Source organism: Mycobacterium lepromatosis, assembly GCF_000975265.2.
Lineage (GTDB): Bacteria > Actinomycetota > Actinomycetes > Mycobacteriales > Mycobacteriaceae > Mycobacterium > Mycobacterium lepromatosis.
Genome location: NZ_CP083405.1, coordinates 2375009 through 2394497, shown reverse-complemented (window position 1 = coordinate 2394497; position 19489 = coordinate 2375009). Strand labels below are relative to the sequence as shown.

At 58.2% G+C, this 19489-nt stretch carries 13 protein-coding genes and 2 pseudogenes; 6 read left to right on the top strand and 9 right to left on the bottom strand.

Annotated elements, in window-relative coordinates; translation table 11 throughout:
* Nucleotides 1-4 precede the first annotated feature (4 nt).
* Both purL and cpdA read left to right on the top strand, forming a co-directional pair.
* Nucleotides 5-2269, top strand: a complete 2265-nt coding sequence (purL, locus tag MLPF_RS11540; RefSeq protein ID WP_045843676.1) for a phosphoribosylformylglycinamidine synthase subunit PurL — start codon at nt 5-7, stop codon at nt 2267-2269.
* A 131-nt stretch (nt 2270-2400) separates the two neighbouring features.
* Nucleotides 2401-3354: a 3',5'-cyclic adenosine monophosphate phosphodiesterase CpdA gene (gene cpdA, locus MLPF_RS11535; RefSeq protein ID WP_045843675.1), complete on the top strand. Its 954-nt coding sequence runs from the start codon at nt 2401-2403 to the stop codon at nt 3352-3354.
* Here the strand turns inward: cpdA and MLPF_RS11530 are convergent.
* Both MLPF_RS11530 and MLPF_RS11525 read right to left on the bottom strand, forming a co-directional pair.
* Nucleotides 3269-4897, bottom strand: a complete 1629-nt coding sequence (locus tag MLPF_RS11530) for a stealth family protein (RefSeq protein ID WP_045843674.1) — start codon at nt 4895-4897, stop codon at nt 3269-3271. The two genes, cpdA and MLPF_RS11530, sit on opposite strands and share 86 nt — an antisense overlap.
* Nucleotides 4898-6034: 1137 nt before the next feature.
* Nucleotides 6035-6256: an Mce/MlaD family protein gene (locus tag MLPF_RS11525; RefSeq protein ID WP_050039300.1), complete on the bottom strand. Its 222-nt coding sequence runs from the start codon at nt 6254-6256 to the stop codon at nt 6035-6037.
* A gap of 279 nt (nt 6257-6535) precedes the next feature.
* On the opposite strand from MLPF_RS11525, the gene MLPF_RS11520 reads away from it, so the two are divergent.
* The 3 genes from MLPF_RS11520 to purM all read left to right on the top strand — a co-directional run bounded on the left by MLPF_RS11520 (nt 6536) and on the right by purM (nt 9815).
* Nucleotides 6536-6931 (top strand): sterol carrier family protein, encoded by a 396-nt coding sequence (locus MLPF_RS11520; RefSeq protein WP_045843673.1) that lies wholly within the window; start codon nt 6536-6538, stop codon nt 6929-6931.
* Between the two features lie 133 nt (nt 6932-7064).
* Complete coding sequence (gene purF / locus MLPF_RS11515; RefSeq protein ID WP_045843672.1) at nt 7065-8612, top strand: amidophosphoribosyltransferase; 1548 nt, start codon at nt 7065-7067, stop codon at nt 8610-8612.
* A gap of 108 nt (nt 8613-8720) precedes the next feature.
* Nucleotides 8721-9815, top strand: a complete 1095-nt coding sequence (purM, locus tag MLPF_RS11510; RefSeq protein ID WP_045843671.1) for a phosphoribosylformylglycinamidine cyclo-ligase — start codon at nt 8721-8723, stop codon at nt 9813-9815.
* 72 nt (nt 9816-9887) lie between these two features.
* Here purM and MLPF_RS11505 read toward each other — a convergent pair whose 3' ends face one another.
* Together MLPF_RS11505 and ygfZ are read right to left on the bottom strand one after the other, a co-directional pair.
* On the bottom strand, nt 9888-10076 hold the full coding sequence (locus MLPF_RS11505) for a DUF3073 domain-containing protein (RefSeq protein WP_045843670.1): 189 nt from the start codon (nt 10074-10076) through the stop codon (nt 9888-9890).
* Nucleotides 10077-10245: 169 nt separating this feature from the next.
* Nucleotides 10246-11346, bottom strand: a complete 1101-nt coding sequence (gene ygfZ, locus MLPF_RS11500; RefSeq protein WP_045843669.1) for a CAF17-like 4Fe-4S cluster assembly/insertion protein YgfZ — start codon at nt 11344-11346, stop codon at nt 10246-10248.
* A gap of 216 nt (nt 11347-11562) precedes the next feature.
* On the opposite strand from ygfZ, the pseudogene MLPF_RS11495 reads away from it, so the two are divergent.
* Nucleotides 11563-12423: pseudogene (locus tag MLPF_RS11495) on the top strand (aminodeoxychorismate lyase).
* Between the two features lie 562 nt (nt 12424-12985).
* Here the strand turns inward: MLPF_RS11495 and MLPF_RS11490 are convergent.
* From MLPF_RS11490 to MLPF_RS11460, 5 genes and pseudogenes are all read right to left on the bottom strand, one after another.
* Nucleotides 12986-13135 carry a hypothetical protein gene (locus tag MLPF_RS11490; protein WP_156147242.1) on the bottom strand — a complete coding sequence of 50 codons (150 nt, stop codon included), beginning with the start codon at nt 13133-13135 and terminating at the stop codon, nt 12986-12988.
* Nucleotides 13136-13540: 405 nt separating this feature from the next.
* Nucleotides 13541-13780: a hypothetical protein gene (locus MLPF_RS11485; protein WP_050039299.1), complete on the bottom strand. Its 240-nt coding sequence runs from the start codon at nt 13778-13780 to the stop codon at nt 13541-13543.
* Between the two features lie 526 nt (nt 13781-14306).
* On the bottom strand, nt 14307-14522 hold the full coding sequence (locus MLPF_RS11480; protein ID WP_156147240.1) for a hypothetical protein: 216 nt from the start codon (nt 14520-14522) through the stop codon (nt 14307-14309).
* An 897-nt stretch (nt 14523-15419) separates the two neighbouring features.
* Nucleotides 15420-16925 (bottom strand): annotated as a pseudogene (locus MLPF_RS16470) (IS1634 family transposase).
* Nucleotides 16926-17547: 622 nt separating this feature from the next.
* Nucleotides 17548-19419, bottom strand: coding sequence for a putative bifunctional diguanylate cyclase/phosphodiesterase (locus MLPF_RS11460; protein WP_045843374.1), 1872 nt, complete (start codon nt 19417-19419; stop codon nt 17548-17550).
* Nucleotides 19420-19489 lie beyond the last annotated feature (70 nt).

Genomic DNA, 19489 nt, shown 5'->3' with positions numbered 1-19489 from the left:
ACGCGTGATTGACACCGTTGAACATGCCGCGGTCACCCCCGACCAGCCGCAACCGTTTGCTGAGTTGGGCCTCACAGACGACGAGTACCGGCGAATTCGCGAAATTCTGGGTCGGCGGCCCACGGACACCGAGCTGGCGATGTATTCGGTGATGTGGAGTGAGCACTGTTCGTACAAGTCCTCCAAAGTTCACCTGAGTTACTTCGGTGAAACCACCACCGAGGAAATGCGTGCCGGAATGCTGGCCGGTATCGGCGAAAATGCTGGTGTTGTCGACATCGGTGACGGCTGGGCCGTCACTTTCAAGGTGGAATCGCACAACCACCCTTCTTACGTCGAACCGTACCAGGGGGCCGCAACTGGCATTGGCGGCATCGTGCGAGACATCATAGCGATGGGTGCCCGACCTGTCGCCGTGATGGACCAGCTTCGGTTCGGTGCCGCCGATGCGCTCGATACCCGCCGCGTGCTGGGCGGCGTGGTCCGCGGTATCGGCGGCTACGGCAACTCGCTGGGCTTGCCCAACATCGGCGGCGAGACTGTCTTCGACGCGTGCTATGATGGCAACCCTCTGGTGAATGCGTTGTGTGTCGGCGTATTACGCCAGGAGAATCTTCATTTGGCGTTTGCCTCGGGTGCGGGTAACAAGATCATCTTGTTCGGCGCGTGTACCGGGTTCGACGGTATCGGCGGGGTCTCGGTGTTGGCGTCGAACACCTTCGATGCTGAAGGATCGCGTAAGAACCTCCCGTCGGTTCAGGTGGGTGACCCCTTTATGGAGAAGGTGCTCATCGAGTGCTGTCTGGAATTGTATGCGGGCAGGCTGGTGATCGGCATCCAAGACTTAGGAGGGGCAGGATTATCTTGTGCCACTTCGGAGTTGGCATCAGCTGGGGACGGTGGAATGGTGATTCAACTCGACACCGTCCCGCTCCGCGCGAAGGATATGACGCCCGCCGAGGTGTTCTGCAGCGAATCGCAGGAGCGCATGTGCGCGGTGGTTGCACCGGAGAACGTGGGTGCCTTTCTCGCGGTCTGCCGCAAATGGGAGGTGCTGGCCACGGTGATCGGTGAGGTCACCGAAGGCGACCGGCTAAGGATCACCTGGCACGGCGAGACGGTCGTCGACGTGCCGCCGCGCACCGTGGCCCACGAGGGACCGGTGTATCAGCGGCCCGTCGCCCGCCCTGAATCACAGGACGCCTTGAACGCGGATTCATCGAAAGGATTGCCGCGACCGGTTACTGGAAACGAGCTGCGTGCGACTTTGCTAGCGCTGCTAGGTAGTCCGCACTTGTGCAGCCGGGCTTTCATCACCGAGCAGTATGATCGGTATGTGCGCGGCAACACCGTCTTGGCCGAGCACGCCGACGGCGGTGTGCTGCGTATCGATGAGTCCACCGGCCGCGGTATTGCTTTGTCGACCGACGCGTCTGGACGCTATACTCAACTGGATCCCTACGCCGGTGCCCAACTGGCGCTGGCTGAGGCGTACCGCAACGTGGCTGTCACCGGTGCCACCCCGGTCGCGGTGACCAACTGTCTCAACTTCGGTTCACCCGAAGATCCAGGGGTTATGTGGCAGTTCGCGCAGGCTGTGCGGGGGCTGGCTGATGGTTGTGCTTCCCTGGGGATTCCGGTAACCGGCGGCAACGTCAGTTTCTACAACCAGACTGGGGCGGCGGCGATCTTGCCCACGCCGGTGGTTGGGGTGCTCGGTGTCTTGGATAACGTAGCTAGACGTATCCACACGTATTTAGGCACTGGACCTGGAGAGATCTTGATGCTACTGGGTGACACCTATGACGAGTTAGACGGATCGGTCTGGGCACAAGTGATAGCTGGCCACCTGGGTGGGCTGCCGCCCATGGTGGACTTGGCGCGTGAGAAGCTGCTGGCCGAGGTGCTGAGTTCGGCGTCGCGCGACGAGCTGGTATCGGCGGCTCACGACCTGTCCGAAGGTGGCCTCGCCCAAGCTATCGTGGAATCGGCGTTGGCGGGTGAAACTGGTTGTCGCATAGTGCTTCCCGAAGATGCTGATCCGTTCGTTATGCTCTTTTCCGAATCAGCAGGTCGGGTGCTAGTAGCTGTGCCACGCCCCGAGGAAAGCCGGTTTCGGTCGATGTGTGAGGCGCGGGGTTTGCCAGCTATGCGTGTCGGCGTGGTCGATCAAGGTTCGGACTCGATAGAGGTTCGGGGACAATTCACCGTGTCCCTGGCAGAACTGCGTATGACGTCCGAGGCGGTGCTGCCGCGATTTTTCGGATAAGTGGGCCGCGAAAAATTGAGGTTAGCGTAGCGGAACGACTCCAAGTGCCCGTAGTTGCTTGTCGGAGCGAGCTACACTGAATGTTACATTTATGTAAAGCCAATTAATCATGGAAGGGGTTGGCACCTTAGGTGCATAGACTCAGGGCCGCGGAGCATCCGCGGCCGGATTACGTCCTTCTGCACATTAGCGACACGCATCTCATTTCGGACGGTTCTCTCTACGGGGCGGTCGACGCTGACGGCCGGCTCGGCGAATTGTTCGCGCAGCTGAAGCACTCCCGGCTGCGTCCCGACGCAATCATCTTTACCGGCGATTTGGCCGATCGGGGCGAGCCGGAGGCATACCGAAAGCTTCGATGCCTGGTTGAGTCGTTCGCTGCCGAGCTGGATGCCGAATTCTTCTGGGTGATGGGCAACCATGATAATCGGGTCGCACTACGCACGTTGTTGCTGGATGAGGCGCCCTCCATGGCGCCGCTGGACCGCGTAAGCAGGGTCGACGGGCTACGGGTCATCACCTTGGACACGTCGGTGCCGGGTCGTCATTACGGAGAAATCACTGCATCGCAATTAGATTGGCTTGCCGACGAGTTGACAACCTCAGCCCCGGATGGGACTATCCTGGCGTTACATCATCCGCCGATTCCAAGTGTCTTAGACATGGCGGTAACGGTGGAACTACGCGACCAGGCTTCGCTTGGCCGGGTGCTAAAGGGTAGCGATATTCGTGCCATTTTGGCCGGTCACCTGCATTACTCAACGAACGCTACCTTCGTCGGCATTCCGGTGTCAGTCGCCTCGGCGACCTGCTACACGCAAGATTTAACAGTTGTCGCAGGCGGAACGCGTGGTCGAGACGGCGCTCAGGGCTGCAATCTTGTGCACGTCTACCAAGACACAGTGGTGCACTCCGTGATTCCATTGGGGATTGGCAATATGGTGGGTACCTTTGTCTCTCCTGCCCAGGCGCGACGCGATATCGCCGAAAGCGGTCTGTTTATCGAGCCGTGTGGGCGGGATTCGCTGTTTGCCGATCCTCCAATGGTGCTGACACCATCGGTGACGCAAAGTCTTGGCGATTGACGTTCGTCGCGACCTTTTCCCAGGGCGCCGGTATTGGAAAGTAGCGTTCCAGGAAACTGATGACCCGTTTTGCGCGCTCCGTTGCGGGAACTTCGGGGAAACTCCCGTCATTGAGGCAGAAAAAGTCGTAGTTGCGACGCTTCCGCAGCTCGGGAAGTAAGTCGAGGCCTGTGTACGAGGTGGTGTCCACGTACAGAACTTTGGCTTTTTCTTGTTGGACAGCGCGTCCAGTTATCAGCGCGTAGTAATGGTAAAGCGAATTGGTAACCGATATATCTGTTCTGGACCGGAACATACTTTCTTGGGTTCGGGCGAATTCTTCCGGGAATTCTTGTTCCATCTCGAACAGCACGCTCTTGCGTAGTGGAACCGTGGTGTGTTCCAGATGGCGCGTAATCAGCTGTCCAAATCGCCGTAAGAGGAGCTGGCGGTTAACTCGGGCCGCATTCTCAAAGCCACTGCGCGTTGGATCGTTAGTTCCTAATCCTATACGGGTCTTGGCTTCGATGAACTTGGTCACTCCGCCCGGGGAGAAAAACATGCTTGCTTTGAGTGGGCGACCGAAAAACATGTCGTCATTGGAGTACAGGAAATGCTCGCTGAGGTCGGTGATGCGGTGCAACTGGCTTTCCACCGCGTGTGAATTGTAGGTTGGCAACGCCGACCTAGCTGAAAAGTGGTCCTTCGCGGGGACAATTGTGATCATTGGGTGATCGGCTAACCATGACGGCGGGACCGAATCTGTTGCGATGAAGATGCGCCGGATCCACGGAGCAAACATGTTCACCGACCGCAAGGCATATTTCAACTCGTCGATCTGTCGGATCCGCGCGTCAGCGTCGTCGCCTTCGCCTACTACATGGTGTGACATTTGGGCTGCCCGACGTGTTCGAAATTCTGGATCGCTACCGTCGACCCACGAGAACACCAGATCGATGTCAAACGTGACATCACTCGCGTGCGGGGCGAACATCCCATCAATGGTATGCCACTTGTATCCGTAGAGCTTTATGGTGGCAGGTGTTATTTCTTTGCGCGGTAGCACTTTGCGGGTCAAGGAGTTTTCCACCGGGCAGCGGATCAGGGTCTCCTCGAAGGACCAGAACTGCAGTTCGACACCGAATCTCGAACCGAAACGAAATCCTCCCGGTGCAATCCGTCGTCGATACAACCGCATGATACGTGGATCGATCGACTGCGATAATTGACCCTTGGCCACTAGCACAGGAGAAATCCCGCGCTCATCTGTTGTTTTGGCGTACATAGGTTCGCTGGCACACGCGGTGACGAGCGCGCGTTCGACAGCGGGGCGCAGTTTGATATTGATGGCAAGAACAGGCCGGTTTTTGTGGTTGCGGATAAGTAAGAAAGGAATATCAGCTCTGTTCAACGCCTTTCGCAGAAAGATCAAATCTTCGATCTGTGCTTCGTGCGGGGTCAAACTGGACTCGAGCCGGGCAATCTTTCCTTGCCGGGTAACAATGATGGGGTCAAGGGTGCGCCGCACGGGCCGATCGTCTTCGCGTGAAACAATCTTGCTCATCGAAACACCGCCTTAGTGAAATAGTTTAACCTCGACACCGAGGGAACCTCACGAACCACGCATCGGCGCAAGATTAGGGATTCTGGGGATACGCAGGCAAAGGGAGCTCGCAATCTATATGATGCCGGCTGGTCGATATCTCTTGCAAGACATCAAGGCTTAGTAACCTGCAGTTACCTGCGGGTAGCCTTTCGGTTACAACTATAGCCATATCAAATTTAGTTCCGAGTGGAAAAATTCTCGTTTAGCTATCTCTAGTCTAGCGCAGGGGTATGAGGAGCTGTCGTGGCAGTGGGTTGATGTACGCTAGGGGCCATGGTCTTGGGCCCTTCGGAGGCGTCCAGATTCAGACGTTATTGGCTTGTTACGGTCGAATTTGCTGCAGCATAAAAATTTTTACGGGTTGATGGTGTCGTTACCCAATGGTGGGCGGCTCCCACACGTATTCGACCGCTAGCGGTGATCCGGGCTCGAAGTGTGTTGTACGGGGCTAAGTTCACGCCGGTGTACGACACGAGCAGGGGGGCGGGCCAGGGTTTTTGGGTGATCGTTTGCGCTCGGTTTGCTACCGGGACCACCTCCCGGCGTTAGTTCGGGTCGGGTTCTCCGGAGAGATTGTACGAGTTGGGCGCTTCGGCATTGGCGACCGAGCGTGGGCTCCTAGCGCGTAGCTGTTATTGCCTAGCCATGCTGTGCAACTTGGGCGCTACTTAGGCGAAGTTGGGGATGGTGCAGAAGGTTGCGGGGCCATAGCTATGTTGGGCAACTGGCTGAAGGTGCCCAGATCGGCGTTACCACATGTCAGGAATGACCGGCTCTGTTCGAGTACCTACTCGCTCATATTGCCGAATCCGGTAGCCGCTAACAGCACGCCATACAGATCGCGTTGCTGCTGGTTGATGGTGTGCGTCAGGGTCACCGCATGTCTAAATAACATCCCACATGTCCGGTGAGGTGTTGGCGTAAATGGTCAACCCGGCTTCGCCAATTGTTGTTTGTTAGCCTGGATTTTGGGGCAGTTGGAGGTTCACGTCATCGAGGAGCACATTGCCGTCGATGAGTGAAGCACCGGCCTGGTTGCCTAACTTGCTCAGCGCTTAGGCGACCACGTTCAGTGTCGGGTTCAGCTTGACCGGATCAACCTTCTCGATGATGGTCGTCAACGTCTCGAACAACCTGATTGATCTCCGTGGTGGTCGATGGCGCGTCAATCACCTGGGATGGAGTGATGGGTAGCGGCAGCGTGGCCTGCGGCGACTTGCACGACACGTACTTACCACCGAACACAGTAGCAGCTTTGATGTTGACCATGAGTTTGCCCGGAATCAGCCCGAGGTTCTTAGGATCCACCTTCAGCACGAACTTGTTCGCTGGATACCGTCTTGGGTTCTCTCTCGGAGGTGCTGGTTACCCGGCCGATCTCGGCCTTGTTGTTAAGGGACTACTGTACCTGGAGCTGTCATCAAACTTGTCCGTGAAGCCACCGTTGTCGACTGTGTCTTCAGCGTCACATCCCCGCGAAACCGCAAATACACGCCCAGGACGATAAGGGCTACCATCAGCGACACCAAGCCGATGGCCTTGTATGGTTGGGTGTGACCCCCAACGACGACGCTCCATGATTCTGAGACTTAAGCTATGGCTGTTTGTGATAGAGCTGATCCGGCAAAGACTCGGCAATCCGTCCTCGCTCTTGTGGGCTGGCTGGAGGACAGAACTTTGCCGTCGCCTGACCGGGACGCTGTGGCTACGGCGGTTCGGCTCACTGTGCGCACCCTGGCGACGCTGGCCCCCGGGGCCAGCGTCGAGGTCCGGATCCCGCCGTACGTGGCGGTGCAGTGTGTTTCTGGGCCCAGCCACACTCGTGGGACGCCACCCAATGTCGTCGAGACCGATCCGCGGACGTGGCTGCTGGTTGCTACGGGGCTGATGCAACTAATGGAGGCGGTGGCGACCGGTGCGCTGCACATGTCTGGCTCGCGTGCCGGTGACATCGAGGTGTGGATGCCATTAATTAATCTCCGTTGTACGTAGTTGGCTGAACTATGTGTTTAGCTGTCGGGGTAGGTGCCTGGCACCTAAACACGTGCCACAGATTAGTCGACTGGGCCGTGCCGGCCGTAGACTGCGTTACGTCACCAACTGCGCCCCAGGGAGCTGCCAAATCGTGACCGTCCAGCAACCCGGGCGGGATTTCAGCTCGCCCCGCGAAGAGTGCGGTGTATTCGGGGTCTGGGCTCCGGGTGAACAAGTAGCCAAACTCACCTATTTCGGCCTATACGCGTTGCAACATCGCGGCCAGGAAGCTGCGGGGATCGCTGTCGCTGATGGATCGCAAGTGCTGGTCTTCAAAGACCTTGGCTTAGTTAGTCAAGTGTTCGACGAGCAGACGTTGGCGGCGATGGAGGGTCACGTTGCCATCGGGCATTGCCGCTACTCCACTACCGGCGACACCACCTGGGAAAATGCCCAGCCTGTTTTCCGCAACGTCGCTACCGGAACTGGGGTTGCGTTGGGGCACAACGGAAACCTGGTCAACACCGCTGAGCTTGCCGCACGTGCCCGCGACGCGGGGTTGATAGCAAAACGCTGCCCGAGCCCAGCGACAACGGATTCCGACATCCTAGGCGCGCTATTAGCTCACGGTGCGGCCGATTCGACCCTGGAACAAGCTGCGCTAGAATTACTGCCGACCGTGCGGGGCGCGTTCTGCTTGACATTCATGAATGAGAGTACTCTCTATGCCTGCCGGGACCCGCATGGGGTACGGCCGCTGTCGCTTGGACGACTGGACCGCGGCTGGGTGGTGGCCTCTGAAACGGCGGCGCTCGATATCGTCGGCGCCTCGTTTGTCCGCGACATCGAGCCGGGCGAATTGCTGGCCATCGACGCCGACGGGGTACGGTCCACTTGCTTCGCCAAGCCTACGCCCAAGGGTTGCGTTTTTGAATACGTCTACCTGGCACGGCCCGACAGCACGTTAGCCGGACGGTCGGTGTACGGCACCAGGGTGGAGATAGGTCGTCGACTTGCCCGCGAATGCCCGGTCGAGGCCGATTTAGTGATCGGTGTGCCCGAATCAGGCACTCCCGCTGCGGTGGGATACGCGCAGGAATCCGGCATCTCTTACGGGCAGGGTCTGATGAAGAACGCATACGTCGGACGCACATTCATCCAGCCGTCGCAAACCATCCGTCAGCTCGGCATCCGGCTGAAGCTCAATCCACTCAAAGAAGTGATCCGCGGCAAACGGTTGATTGTTGTTGACGACTCGGTTGTGCGGGGGAACACCCAGCGTGCGCTGGTGCGAATGCTGCGCGAGGCCGGTGCTGTCGAGCTGCACGTGCGCATCGCTTCACCACCGGTCAAGTGGCCCTGTTTTTACGGCATCGACTTCCCATCGCCGGCCGAATTGATCGCTAACGTCGTCGCAGACGAGGAGGATATGCTCGAGGCAGTACGGCAGGGCATCGGCGCCGACACACTGGGCTACATCTCGCTGCAGGGCATGATTGCGGCTTCCGAGCAGCCTGCTTCGCGGCTGTGTTATGCTTGCTTTAACGGTAGGTATCCCATCGAGCTGCCCAGTGAAACCGCGTTGGGCAAAAATGTCATTGAGCATATCCTTGCCAAAGCGGTGAGTGAGTCCGGGCTAGGAGATCTGGTTGCTGATCAAGTCTCAGTCGATGCGGACGAAAATTGCGTTTGGCGCTGACACTATGTGAGTGTCAGCGCCACAGGGTGCTTGGTGGGCAACGGCCCAAATGCAGTACTGCAGTACCTGATTCCGACGGTGTGCGACACCCGGTAACCTTATATCGCGATGATGGATCCCGGAAAAAGCCCCGGAAACCAGCTGGGCAATCACGGCATCACCTATGCGTCGGCAGGGGTAGATATTGAAGCAGGTGACCGCGTGGTCGAGTTATTCAAGCCGATGGCAGTTGAGGCTATCAGAACCGAGGTGCGCGGAGGGCTAGGAGGATTCGTTGGATTGTTCGCTCTGCGCGGCGGCTATCGCGAACCGGTGCTGGCGGCCTCCACCGACGGTGTTGGTACCAAGCTGGCAGTCGCTCAGGCGATGGACAAGCACGACACCGTTGGCCTGGACCTGGTAGCGATGGTGGTCGACGACCTGGTGGTCTGCGGCGCTGAGCCGCTGTTCTTGCAGGACTATATTGCCGTCGGCCGAATGATGCCGGAACGGCTGAGCGCGATCTTCGGTGGTATTGCCGAGGGGTGCATGCTCGCGGGCTGTGCATTGCTGGGTGGTGAGACTGCAGAACACCCTGGCTTGATGGAAGCCGACCACTACGACATCTCGGCAACCGGCGTCGGCATTGTGGAGGCCAGTGATACCCTGGGCCCAGGCCGTGTCAAACCCGGTGACGTAATCATCGCGCTGAGGTCTTCGGGTCTCCATTCCAACGGATACTCGCTGGCTCGCGCGGTCCTACTCGAGATCGATCGAATGAATCTGTCCGGTTATGTGGAGGAGTTCGGTCGCACCCTGGGCGAGGAGCTATTGGAGCCCACCCGCATTTACGCCAAAGACTGTCTGGCATTGGCGGCCGAAACCCACGTCCGCACCTTCTGCCACGTTACCGGTGGCGGGCTGGCCGGCAATCTGCACCGCGTGATCCCGCACGGATTGGTCGCCGAAGTCGATCGCGGCACGTGGACACCTGCACCGGTGTTCACCATGATAGCCCAGCGTGGCAGGATCGTGCGTGAGGAGATGGAAAAGACGTTCAACATGGGTGTCGGCATGATCGCCGTGGTCGCGCCTGAAGATACCGACCGTGCTTTGGCGATACTGACCGCACGTCATTTGGACTGCTGGGTGCTGGGCACTGTCTGCAAAGGCGACAAAGAAGGCCCGCGGGCAAAATTGGTCGGGCAGCACCCGAGATTTTAATGAACTGCGCTTAACGCAAACTAACCCCGTCGTGCCGATGCAGTCCGAATCGGCACGACGGGGTTAAAAGTGCTAGCGGCGCCAGGCGTCCTCATCCCATGAGTCTTCACTTAACCGGTCGTCTCCGTCTAGCTGGCCGGGATCGGCGGTACCCGTCCCTGATAGCTCGCGCTGAAGCCGCTGGAAGTCGGTCTGCGGGGAGCTGTATTTAAGTTCTCGAGCAACCTTGGTCTGCTTAGCCTTAGCACGGCCTCGGCCCATGGGGGAACCCCCTCGCGAAATAACGGAGCGGCCTAACAAGTAGACGGCTCCGATCTCTTGGTGTCTTTACTTTCTTTATTGTCCTGCTAACAGTTTACCGCGCCTTGCGGCAGGGTGTCGCCGTCCCCTCCTCGTGCTGTGGCGGACGACCGTAATTGTAGTCTTCAACTCATCGTCCGCGTAACCGCTCGACCGCCAGTCGTCCCACGCCAATCTCGTCGGCTGCTGGCAACGAGTCGGCGTCGATCACCGCTGCGACCGACTCGCCTTGCGGGTCTTCCGGCTCGATAGTCAGTTCGGTGTCGGTCGGCAGCCCCCGTTTCAGCAGCGCCAGCGCCACCGGTCCTAGGTCTACGTGCTCCACTACGGTTCCGAGGCGTCCGACGGCGCGACCGTTGGCCAACACCGCATCGCCCGTCGCGGGCTGTTCCACCGAGCCGTCGAGATGTAACAACACCAACATCCGAGGCGGTTTACCCAAGTTGTGCACCCGTGCGACGGTCTCTTGGCCGCGATAGCAGCCTTTGTCCAGATGCACGGCGCCTTCGCCGGGACCACCGATCCAACCCACTTCGTGCGGTATGGTGCGCTGATCGGTGTCGACGCCCAGCCGTGGGCGGAGCGCTGCCACGCGGTGGGCTTCATAGGCCCACATCCCGGCCAACCGGACGCCCGCCCTCGCCAAACGACTCTGCCAGTCGGCCGACTCACGACGCGGTACCAGTAGGTCCAGTTCGATGTGGTCTGCGGGGGTGCCGGGCATCCGGCGCACGAAGCTCCCAGCGGTTAGCGGAACCGCCGTCGACTCGTCGGGCAGCGCATCCAGGTAAAGCGCATTGCGCACCGCCTGCTCAGTCAGTCGTGGACCCATAAGTGACAACATGGCCATGTCAGCGCTGCCCGGGGTTACCTCGGACCAGAACACCATCTTGCGCAGGTACCCCAGCAGCGGCTCACCCCGCCAGGGTTCGGTATCGAGATAAGTGTTACCCCCTAGTTCAGTCTGTATCCAGTGGTCCTCAACCCGACCTTGACAGTCAAGGCTGAGATTCTGCGTGCTAGCACCATCGGGGAGTTCGCTTACATGCTGGGTGGAGATGCTGTGCAGCCAGGTTTTCCGGTCGTTGCCGATCAACGTGAGCATCGCTCGGTGTGAGCGGTCCACTAACACAGCATCGATTTCGGCCGCCCGCTGTTCGCCCAGCGGATCGCCGAAGTGCCAGATAGCGCCCGCGTCAGGTCCAGGATCGGGTGCGGGGACTGCGTTCACGTGCGCCGCTCTCTCCCGCAAGCGGGAAGTGCCCCCACTTCATCGCTTCGCTTTGCATTGTCGTCGACGCGGTTCACGCTTCAACTTTACAGACTGGCCGACGAGCGTGAAGGCCAGTTACTCGTTGGTCGACGAACGTGCGGCTAGCCGCACGTTCGCGGCACGGGCCATTAAGGCTCTAAAATTATTATTATTTTATGTCGGGTGTGGTCGGGTGTGATAGTCACGTTGGACGGCGAGATCCATACACCGGGAACGCTGTTGTTGCACGCCGACGATTTCGCCGTAGTTCGCGGTGACGGTCGTCTTTGAGACGCTGCCGTTCCGCGACGACCGGGCTTGTCTGGTCGAGCCACATCTGTAGCCGTTCACTTGATGGACCTACCCGAACTGGACTTGCCGCACTGGCGGCATGCCATCGACGTGGCCGCGCAAGATGAATTGCGACTACCGTTTACGAAGGCGCGCTGCGATTGATCTACAGCCGCGGTCGGGAGATCGGCTCAGCGCCGACGACCTACGTAGTGGTCAACCCTCTGCTTGGTCGGGTGGCGGTGGTGCGGCGCGCCGGCGTAGCGGCAATCGGCATTGGACCGTGGGCTGCTCGCCACTGGTGCCGCCGCCACGCCTTGGCTGCTGTTCAGCGCCAAAACACTGTCGTACGCAGTGAGCATGGCTGCTCTGCGGCACGCTGCTCGGCAGGACGCCGGTGACGTTATTTTTGTCAACTCGGACGGCTACGTCCTGAAAGGCCGTGTTCGACGGTGGTGATAGCCACGAAATTCTGCAGGACGGACGGTAACTTTATGCCTGCTGACGCCGCCGTGGTGTACATACGATTTTGCGGGGTACTACCCAACAGGTCCTCTTCGCGTTGGTCCGCGCCTAGCAGTACGATTGTGACTATCGAACTTTGCGGATCGCCGACCCCCATGACTCATATGGGGATCTGGTTGATATCAAGCATGACCTTGATCACCTAAGGTGTACACGCTTGACGGCCGACGACTGCCTTGCTCCCCGATGGCCGCAGCATTCGTCGAACTGATCGACGCAGCCATCATCAGCGATCGCTGAGGCGGTCATCAAATTCTATTGTGAGTAGACCGGTGTGTGGGTACGGTCGGCCGTATGCAAGGAAGTTAGGTAGTTCGCGAAATTGATAGCTTCATGGACATATGCGGTGGCTGCGCGCTAGCTGCATTGGCTTGCAAAGAGCTAGTATCGGCGCGCTGGCGAACTCCCCGCAGTCACGTGGCTCCCGAGCTTCCGGTATTGTCCAACCAGCCAACTAGTAGTAGACTAAGAGATCAGTCTATTCATGGATTCGTAAGGCGCGGTATGCGCTATTGTTTGACTTTGATGGCCATCTTTTTGAGCGATCTGGCTGCCTTGGTTGGTGACATTCACAGCGCAGGCCTCTACGTCGAACATCGCATTAAGCACGCGTTGGCACAGTGAGGGCCGACTGGGATCGTGGGGTATGCTGACCTGAGAAGATTGTGTGTGGCGTCCCGGTGAGGTCACCGAACGTCCAGTGAAAATTCTCTGCTTTGTTCGGTAGCCAGCGTCGGGGTTTGGCCGGCGCAAGCCATAGCCTCGTGGAGGCAGCAGGATGTTGTCCCGCAGCGTGCAATTGCTAGCCGCGCACCGCCTTGTTGGTGGTGTTAGCATAAATCGGGTCTTGGATAGGTTCGAACGCGTTGAGGCAGTCCAGGTTTGACAAGGTTCCTGCGGATGCGCATAGCTGGTGGGTCTGGTTGGCTATTTCCACCGAGGCGATGCTCATAACGGCGGTGACGTCTGTTGGAGGAAGAAGCGATTCTAGGCGGCCGGGAGCCGCCGCTCTGGAATATGCGATGACCGAGCTCGACGGCTTCTTGGGGCCGATGCTTGGGTGACGAGCACAACCACCACGATCGCAACGACGGCGGCTAGGCGCGCAACGCCGATAATCGTCAGCCGCTTGTTGGATGCGGTACCGCTGCCACTGGCAGCCGGCACGTGAGGCGCCGATGCACCGGGTCGCCTAACACGCCGCTTGTTGCCCGCCAAGCAGCGTAGGGCTCGTAGACCCGTCCCGGTCGTCGGAAGTTTGGGTGGCCTGCGGTTGCGTCTTGGCATCGGATGTTTCGGCTAACTCGATGGACGCCAACACGTGGTCGATCTTGTTGCAGGTGCGATAGGTCACGTCTTATCGAAGAGATAGCATGCGCAAGAGTTGGCATATATCGCTTCGAGCGCTGAGATCGTAGATTTCTTCGGCAAGTCTGGTCGTGAGTTCGACCAGCAGTTGAATCTTTTGCTGGGGGCTGAGTTCTTTTTCCGCCAGATAGCCAAAAGGTACCGGCGGCTCGTCAGGCAACGGGTCCGGTAACGGCACGGGGGTGACACGTAGCTCGTGCACCAATTGAATGCTGAATGCCGGTGTCAACGGTGGGGTTGGCGTAGTTGGTGATCTGCAATGTGGTAATGGGATTCACGCGCATCCTGTGCGATTCGCACCGATCCAAAAGGGAAGGATTGGCCGCTTCAAAACCTGTGTTATTTATACTGCAGCTCAGCCTGACTGTGCTTGGACTATAGCCAGTTACTTGACAGTGCGACGATGAACACGTCACAGGGTCGGATCTGGGCGAGGGGTTTACTCCATCAGGCGTCGTCACCGGCGAGATCCTGGTCGAGCCAACCCTGTTGTTGGCTCCGCCAAGGTATTGGTGTGAGGGCCTCCTTGTTGATCTGTCCTGGCTCGAGTAGCTGATAAACAGCGCTATAACACTGTCCTCGACAAGGCACAGCAAGCACGGCGAATACGTGATGGGACGCTGCGCATGCTTGTTATTTACAATAAAGTCTTCTGCAATTGTCAAGCCCGATTCCGCGAACAGGTCATGAGCTAATCACAGAGTTGGACCATTACCTCTCCATGTGGTTTAGCGTGTGGCTGGAATTCGATGTAGCTACGTGAGCACTCGTCGCCGGGAACGGACTATTGCTTGCTGTTGGACCCCTGTATCATCCAGCACATGTCCGTTGCGGTGATTGGGGCCTTCTAAGGTATTGACGGTTTCCTCAGCTTGCGCTGGACGGGCTTGCACCCGTTCATTATGGCGCCACTGGCTGTCGCTGGCCTCTTTGTAGGTGTTGCGGAAGAGGTCGTCGCGCGCTGACCACATCTTGGCCGTCGGCCTGTATCGTGTGTCCGGAGTGTGATCGCCAGGTCCACGGTGTCTGCCGCTGCTAGGCGGTGATCATCCCGACTCGAGTGAAGTATTGCCAGAGCGGGCGTGGCCGAAAACTGAGCTGGCGCAGGCTCCACAGGATGGCTGCCAAACTGTGTACTGCGGCCTCGACAAGGTCAGGCTTAAATTTCGACCACGGCCCAGTTCACTGGTCTATCATGGATTCGGCGGGAGTTTTAGCGGATCGGACCATACTTTCAGTTGTTGTGCCGGTAGTAGCGACACCAGTCCTCGTGTGCAGTGCGTACTCCGCTCATCTCGAAGTAGGGAAAAGCCTACGAGGACAAACTGTTCTGGTGGTGATGCGGTCATGTCACACCCGGACAGCTGTGTCGATGGATTGCCCCTCAAGTGTTCCGGGTGTGGCCTGCGATCTGTTCAATTAGTCACAAAGCATTGCACGCCTGGGGCCAGTTGGTCCCCGGTACGATTCATCGAGTTCAGCCCATGGCACGGCCGCCGGACTACGGGGCCAGCTGGGAGCGATAGTTGATGGATAGGGTTCGTGGATGGGGTCTTGCCGCGCTCTCCCACGCATCCTGGATCTGATTCTCGTGGGTAATCCGGCACCAAGGGAGTAGGACTGCAACATTTCGACGACTTGGATCGAGTCGTCGACTATGCTGGTGTTTGGGTCCGAGGTGTAGATGTGCATCTCGGGGAAATTTCCGGGCGGCCTGGTATCGGTCTCATCGCGGCATAGGCGTACATTGCGATTACCATGGTGGTTGTCAGATCGGCGTCACCGATTAGCTTTAGCTGGGTTGGTATCGTGGGTACTTCCGCTACCGCGTCCATGGGTGGTCCCGCTGATGTCTGGTTTGGGCCAATTTAGTGCATATCGTGGCTGTTGATCTTGGCCAGCGTGTCGGTGAGATTGGCGGGTAGCGGGTCGGCGGTGGTCAGGTTGTTGTCCGGTTTTTGATCTGCATGGTGCGGTAGTGGCGGGTAGTGCGCGCGAGTTTCTTAATGCTCCAATTAGTCAATTAGTGTAGTGCTCAATCCAGTGACTGAGGACCATCGCGGCAACCACCACGGTGAGGTGGGCTTCGATGGAGTCGCGGATACGGTGGTAAATCGGGCGCGCCTGCAAGTTCGTGTTTGGACATCTGGAAAGCCTTGTCGATGGGTTACAACTGGTGGGAAGCATCAATAATTGAACGTTGCGTGATGGCCGACGAAGTTGGTGGTGGACCCCTTCTAGCCGGCCAGCGTGCGGGGCTTGTCTTAGTACTGCGCGATTGCCGCTCATATAGTGGCACCGGTCAGTTGTATGTAGCGGTTGCGTTGGACCGGAAAATGCCCATCGATGGCACGCTGTGCGTTAGTGACCTGATCATTGATGCCAAGCAGCGTCTTTCGGGCCCGACCGTGGGGGTAGTGGTAGTGGATGACCCGGTCGGGGGATTCTACGGGCTTTCTCCGAACTCGTTGATGATCACCGCTGGGTAAAAGAACTAGCCCGTAGGGGAACCGCCTCGCTGGGGGGTGTTTGTCGCACCACTAGCGCACCACGTCAGACAGGCGCGGAATGCGAGCACCGAAGATGTCGATCAACCTAACAGCCTGTAAGGCGACCTGGTTGGTTTCGGAGATTATGCCGGCGTCGGCCATCACGGTCACGTCGGTCAGATTGTGAGCGGTCTTAAGGCATTGATGACCGGCACCATCATGGTGGTCTCAGTCCGGTTGCCCTCGAACGCCGCGACATTGAGCGGCAACCCGATAGCGTCGGTGAACAACCCCAGGATGATTTGTGGATCCAGCCGGCGTTCGTTCGAGAACCCAGGCTCGCGGAACCTGTCCTCCACATCTGTCTTGAAGTACAAGACTGTCGCGTCGTAGAGCACCAGTCTGGCTGGACTTAACTACGTATGAGCCGCTCACGCGGTCAAAAGTTGCTCTCGGAATTCAGGTTGAGCAAAATTGGCAGGAGTTGATTCGGTGTCCAGTAGGCCACCGAATCAACTCCGGTCTCCGTGAGCACTCGTAATGCATCGACCTTGCTTATCGGTTCAATGACGCGTACCGTTGCCAGGTCACGAAACACCCTGATAACCGCCACCGGTGGCATCGAAACCCCAGCCACCCCGTAGTCTGACACGACGCCTCCCACAGGTGCGCTGACCTCGACGCCACGATCTGTAACAGGGAGCCGGCCGACCCGCGACGATCCAAGCCTTTGCTGACCGGCCGCCACACCTTGGTTAGCCGCGGCCTTGCACACCCTCTAACTCAACTTCTGCGTGCACAGAACCTAAGCGCTCACTCTAGCGCGAACCCCGCCATGGTGACCAAGACAATCTACACAGCCGTAGTCCCCGAGGCCATCTTCATGGTGCGTGCATACGCTACCACCACACCCTAAAAACCTTCAATTTAGTGCCCACATTACGTCCCGCCACCGAAGAAAACAACAGTTCACAATTTTCACGCACCGACCACCGAAGAGTGGCAAAAGTCAGGTGATACGCCGGCTCGTGTTGTGTGTTGGTGATTGTTGTAGCGTGTGATTGTGTGTGGGGGGGTGTCTGTGGTTTTGGTTTCGGTGAACGGTGTGGTGTGTTTGTTGTAGCTATTGCTGTAGGTGGGGATTGCGGTTTCGAGGTTGTTGACATCGGTGAACGTGTTGTGGCCGGTGGTGGTGAAAAAGATTTCGGTTATATCTCAGCCGTGAGCAGCTTGTCGGTGTGAAGTGCAGTCTGGCTTGCTGGTTATTGTCTGGCCAGGTCCGGCTGCTGGGGGTTTGTGTGTGGCGTAGTTGTTTTCCAACAAGGAATTACGCGAAACCGTGGCCAACGACGAGATCCGTCTAGCGTTCGTGCATGTCAAACTGCCACTAATTCCCAACCTCACGGTTCCACGCTAACACACTCGACGACAAAGGTCGGGCGGAAATTACCAGAGTTCTTGGTCAGCGCGCACAAGCCCAAGTAAGGTTGGAGTCAGCATTCGGGTTTTACGATCGGTATATCTGGTGTCTGCTCGGCGCCGGGCTCTGACACGTGCCAAACTCCATGGTTATCATACCGTTTGCTAGCAGCGATTTCATCGCCGCGCTGTCGACGGGACGTGAGAGCAGAAACCCCTGCGCACGGTTACAACCTAACTCCATCAGCACCTGCGCTGCTAAGGCAGTCTCGACGCCTTCAGCGACAACTTCGAGTTCAAACTCTTTGGCTAACGCCATGATCGCGCGCACGATCGCTAGATCACTTGCATTGCTTCCTAGTTCGGTGACGAAGCTCTTGTCGATTTTGATGGTGTCCACCGGCAGGGATTTCAAATGAGTCAGCACGCTGTAACCGGTACCGAAGTCGTCGATAGCCAGGTGCACTCCGACCTCCTTGAGTCCGGCAAGTGTCTTGCGGGTGGCATCGATGTTTTGGACCACCACATTCTCAGTGATCTCCAGACACACCATGCTGCCTTCAAGACCGAACTCGTTGAGAGTGCCAGCCACGTTGTCGACGAAACCTTCGGCGACCAACTGTACTGGCGAGACATTAATGCGCAACAGCGCATCAAGTCCTATGCCGGCTGAGCGCCATCGACTGAATTCCGCACATGCCGAGCGCATCACCATCCGGCCCAGCTTGCCTGCTAGATTAATCGATTCGGCCACTGGGATAAATGAGTCGGGAAATAGCAACCCCCGCGTCGGGTGCTGCCAGCGCACCAAGGCCTCGGTTCCCAAGAGCTTGCCGGTACGCATGTCTACCTCGGGAAGGTAGTGCAGCACCAGGTCAGTATCGATCATCCCTGCTAAGTGCAGTTCAACCTCAGTTCTCAGCGTATGCTGTGCACTGATCCCATGGTCGAGAACCACGACCTTGCTCCCGCCGCTTTTCGCCGACAGCGCCGCGTGATCAGCCCAGCGTAGCAGATCCGACGTGGTATCCCGTCCCGGGAGACCGATGGCAACACCGATGCTGACGGTGCGGGTAAGTATTTCGCCGTCGATCACCACTTGCTTTTGAAGCCGCGTCTGCAAGCGATGGGCAAACGACTCTGCAACATCAACCGATACCGGCTCAGCGGGCACTATGACAAACTCGTCTCCGCCGAAACGGGCAATAACCGTTGGGATTTCGGAGGCCTCACGCAGTCGGTCGGCGAAGACCTCGATCAGCCGGTCACCGGCATTGTGACCTAGGTAATCGTTAACCGCTTTGAGCCGATTGAGGCCAAGGAACAGCAACGTCACCGGGCCGCGGTGATCGTCGGCCAGCCTCTCATCAAGGTGTGCGATCAGGGCTCGGCGATTCAACAACCCGGTCAGATCATCGTGTTCGGCCAAGTAACGCAATTGTTCTTCGGCAACGATGCGGGCCTGCAGCTGGGCAAAAAGAGTTGCGATCGCCTGCAGCGCACGCAACTCATCGGCGTGCCATTCCCGGTCGCCGTACTTGACGAATCCAAGGACGCCGGTGGTGATCTCTCCGGACAGCAACGGCACACACGCCAGGGAAACAGCCGGCACAGCGGTGCCCTCCTCGATGCGACGCTGATATTCAGCATTGGCCGGCTCGGGCCGCAAAACCGCCGGTTCTTTGAGATACTCGGCCATCGCAAAAATCGTGTCGGCGTCGGCAAAATACACCACACCGATCGGGTCGGGATCAGGCACGTAGTCGCGCGGAGGCCATTCCACAACCAGCTTGGTCGCATGAATGTCATGGTCATTGTGACGAAGAAAGCTCACATCGACGCCGAAATGTTCCACCAGAATAGCCAGTACCCGTTCGCCGATCGGTACCGCGGTGACCGCTGTTGCAGCCATTAACTTCGAGGCCACCGCAGTGACGAGTTCGTCCAGGGACCGGGTCATGATCTTACCATAACCGCTTAGCCCGACAGCAACCGGATGCGCTCAAAACTTCGGCGGCTCCGCACCGACA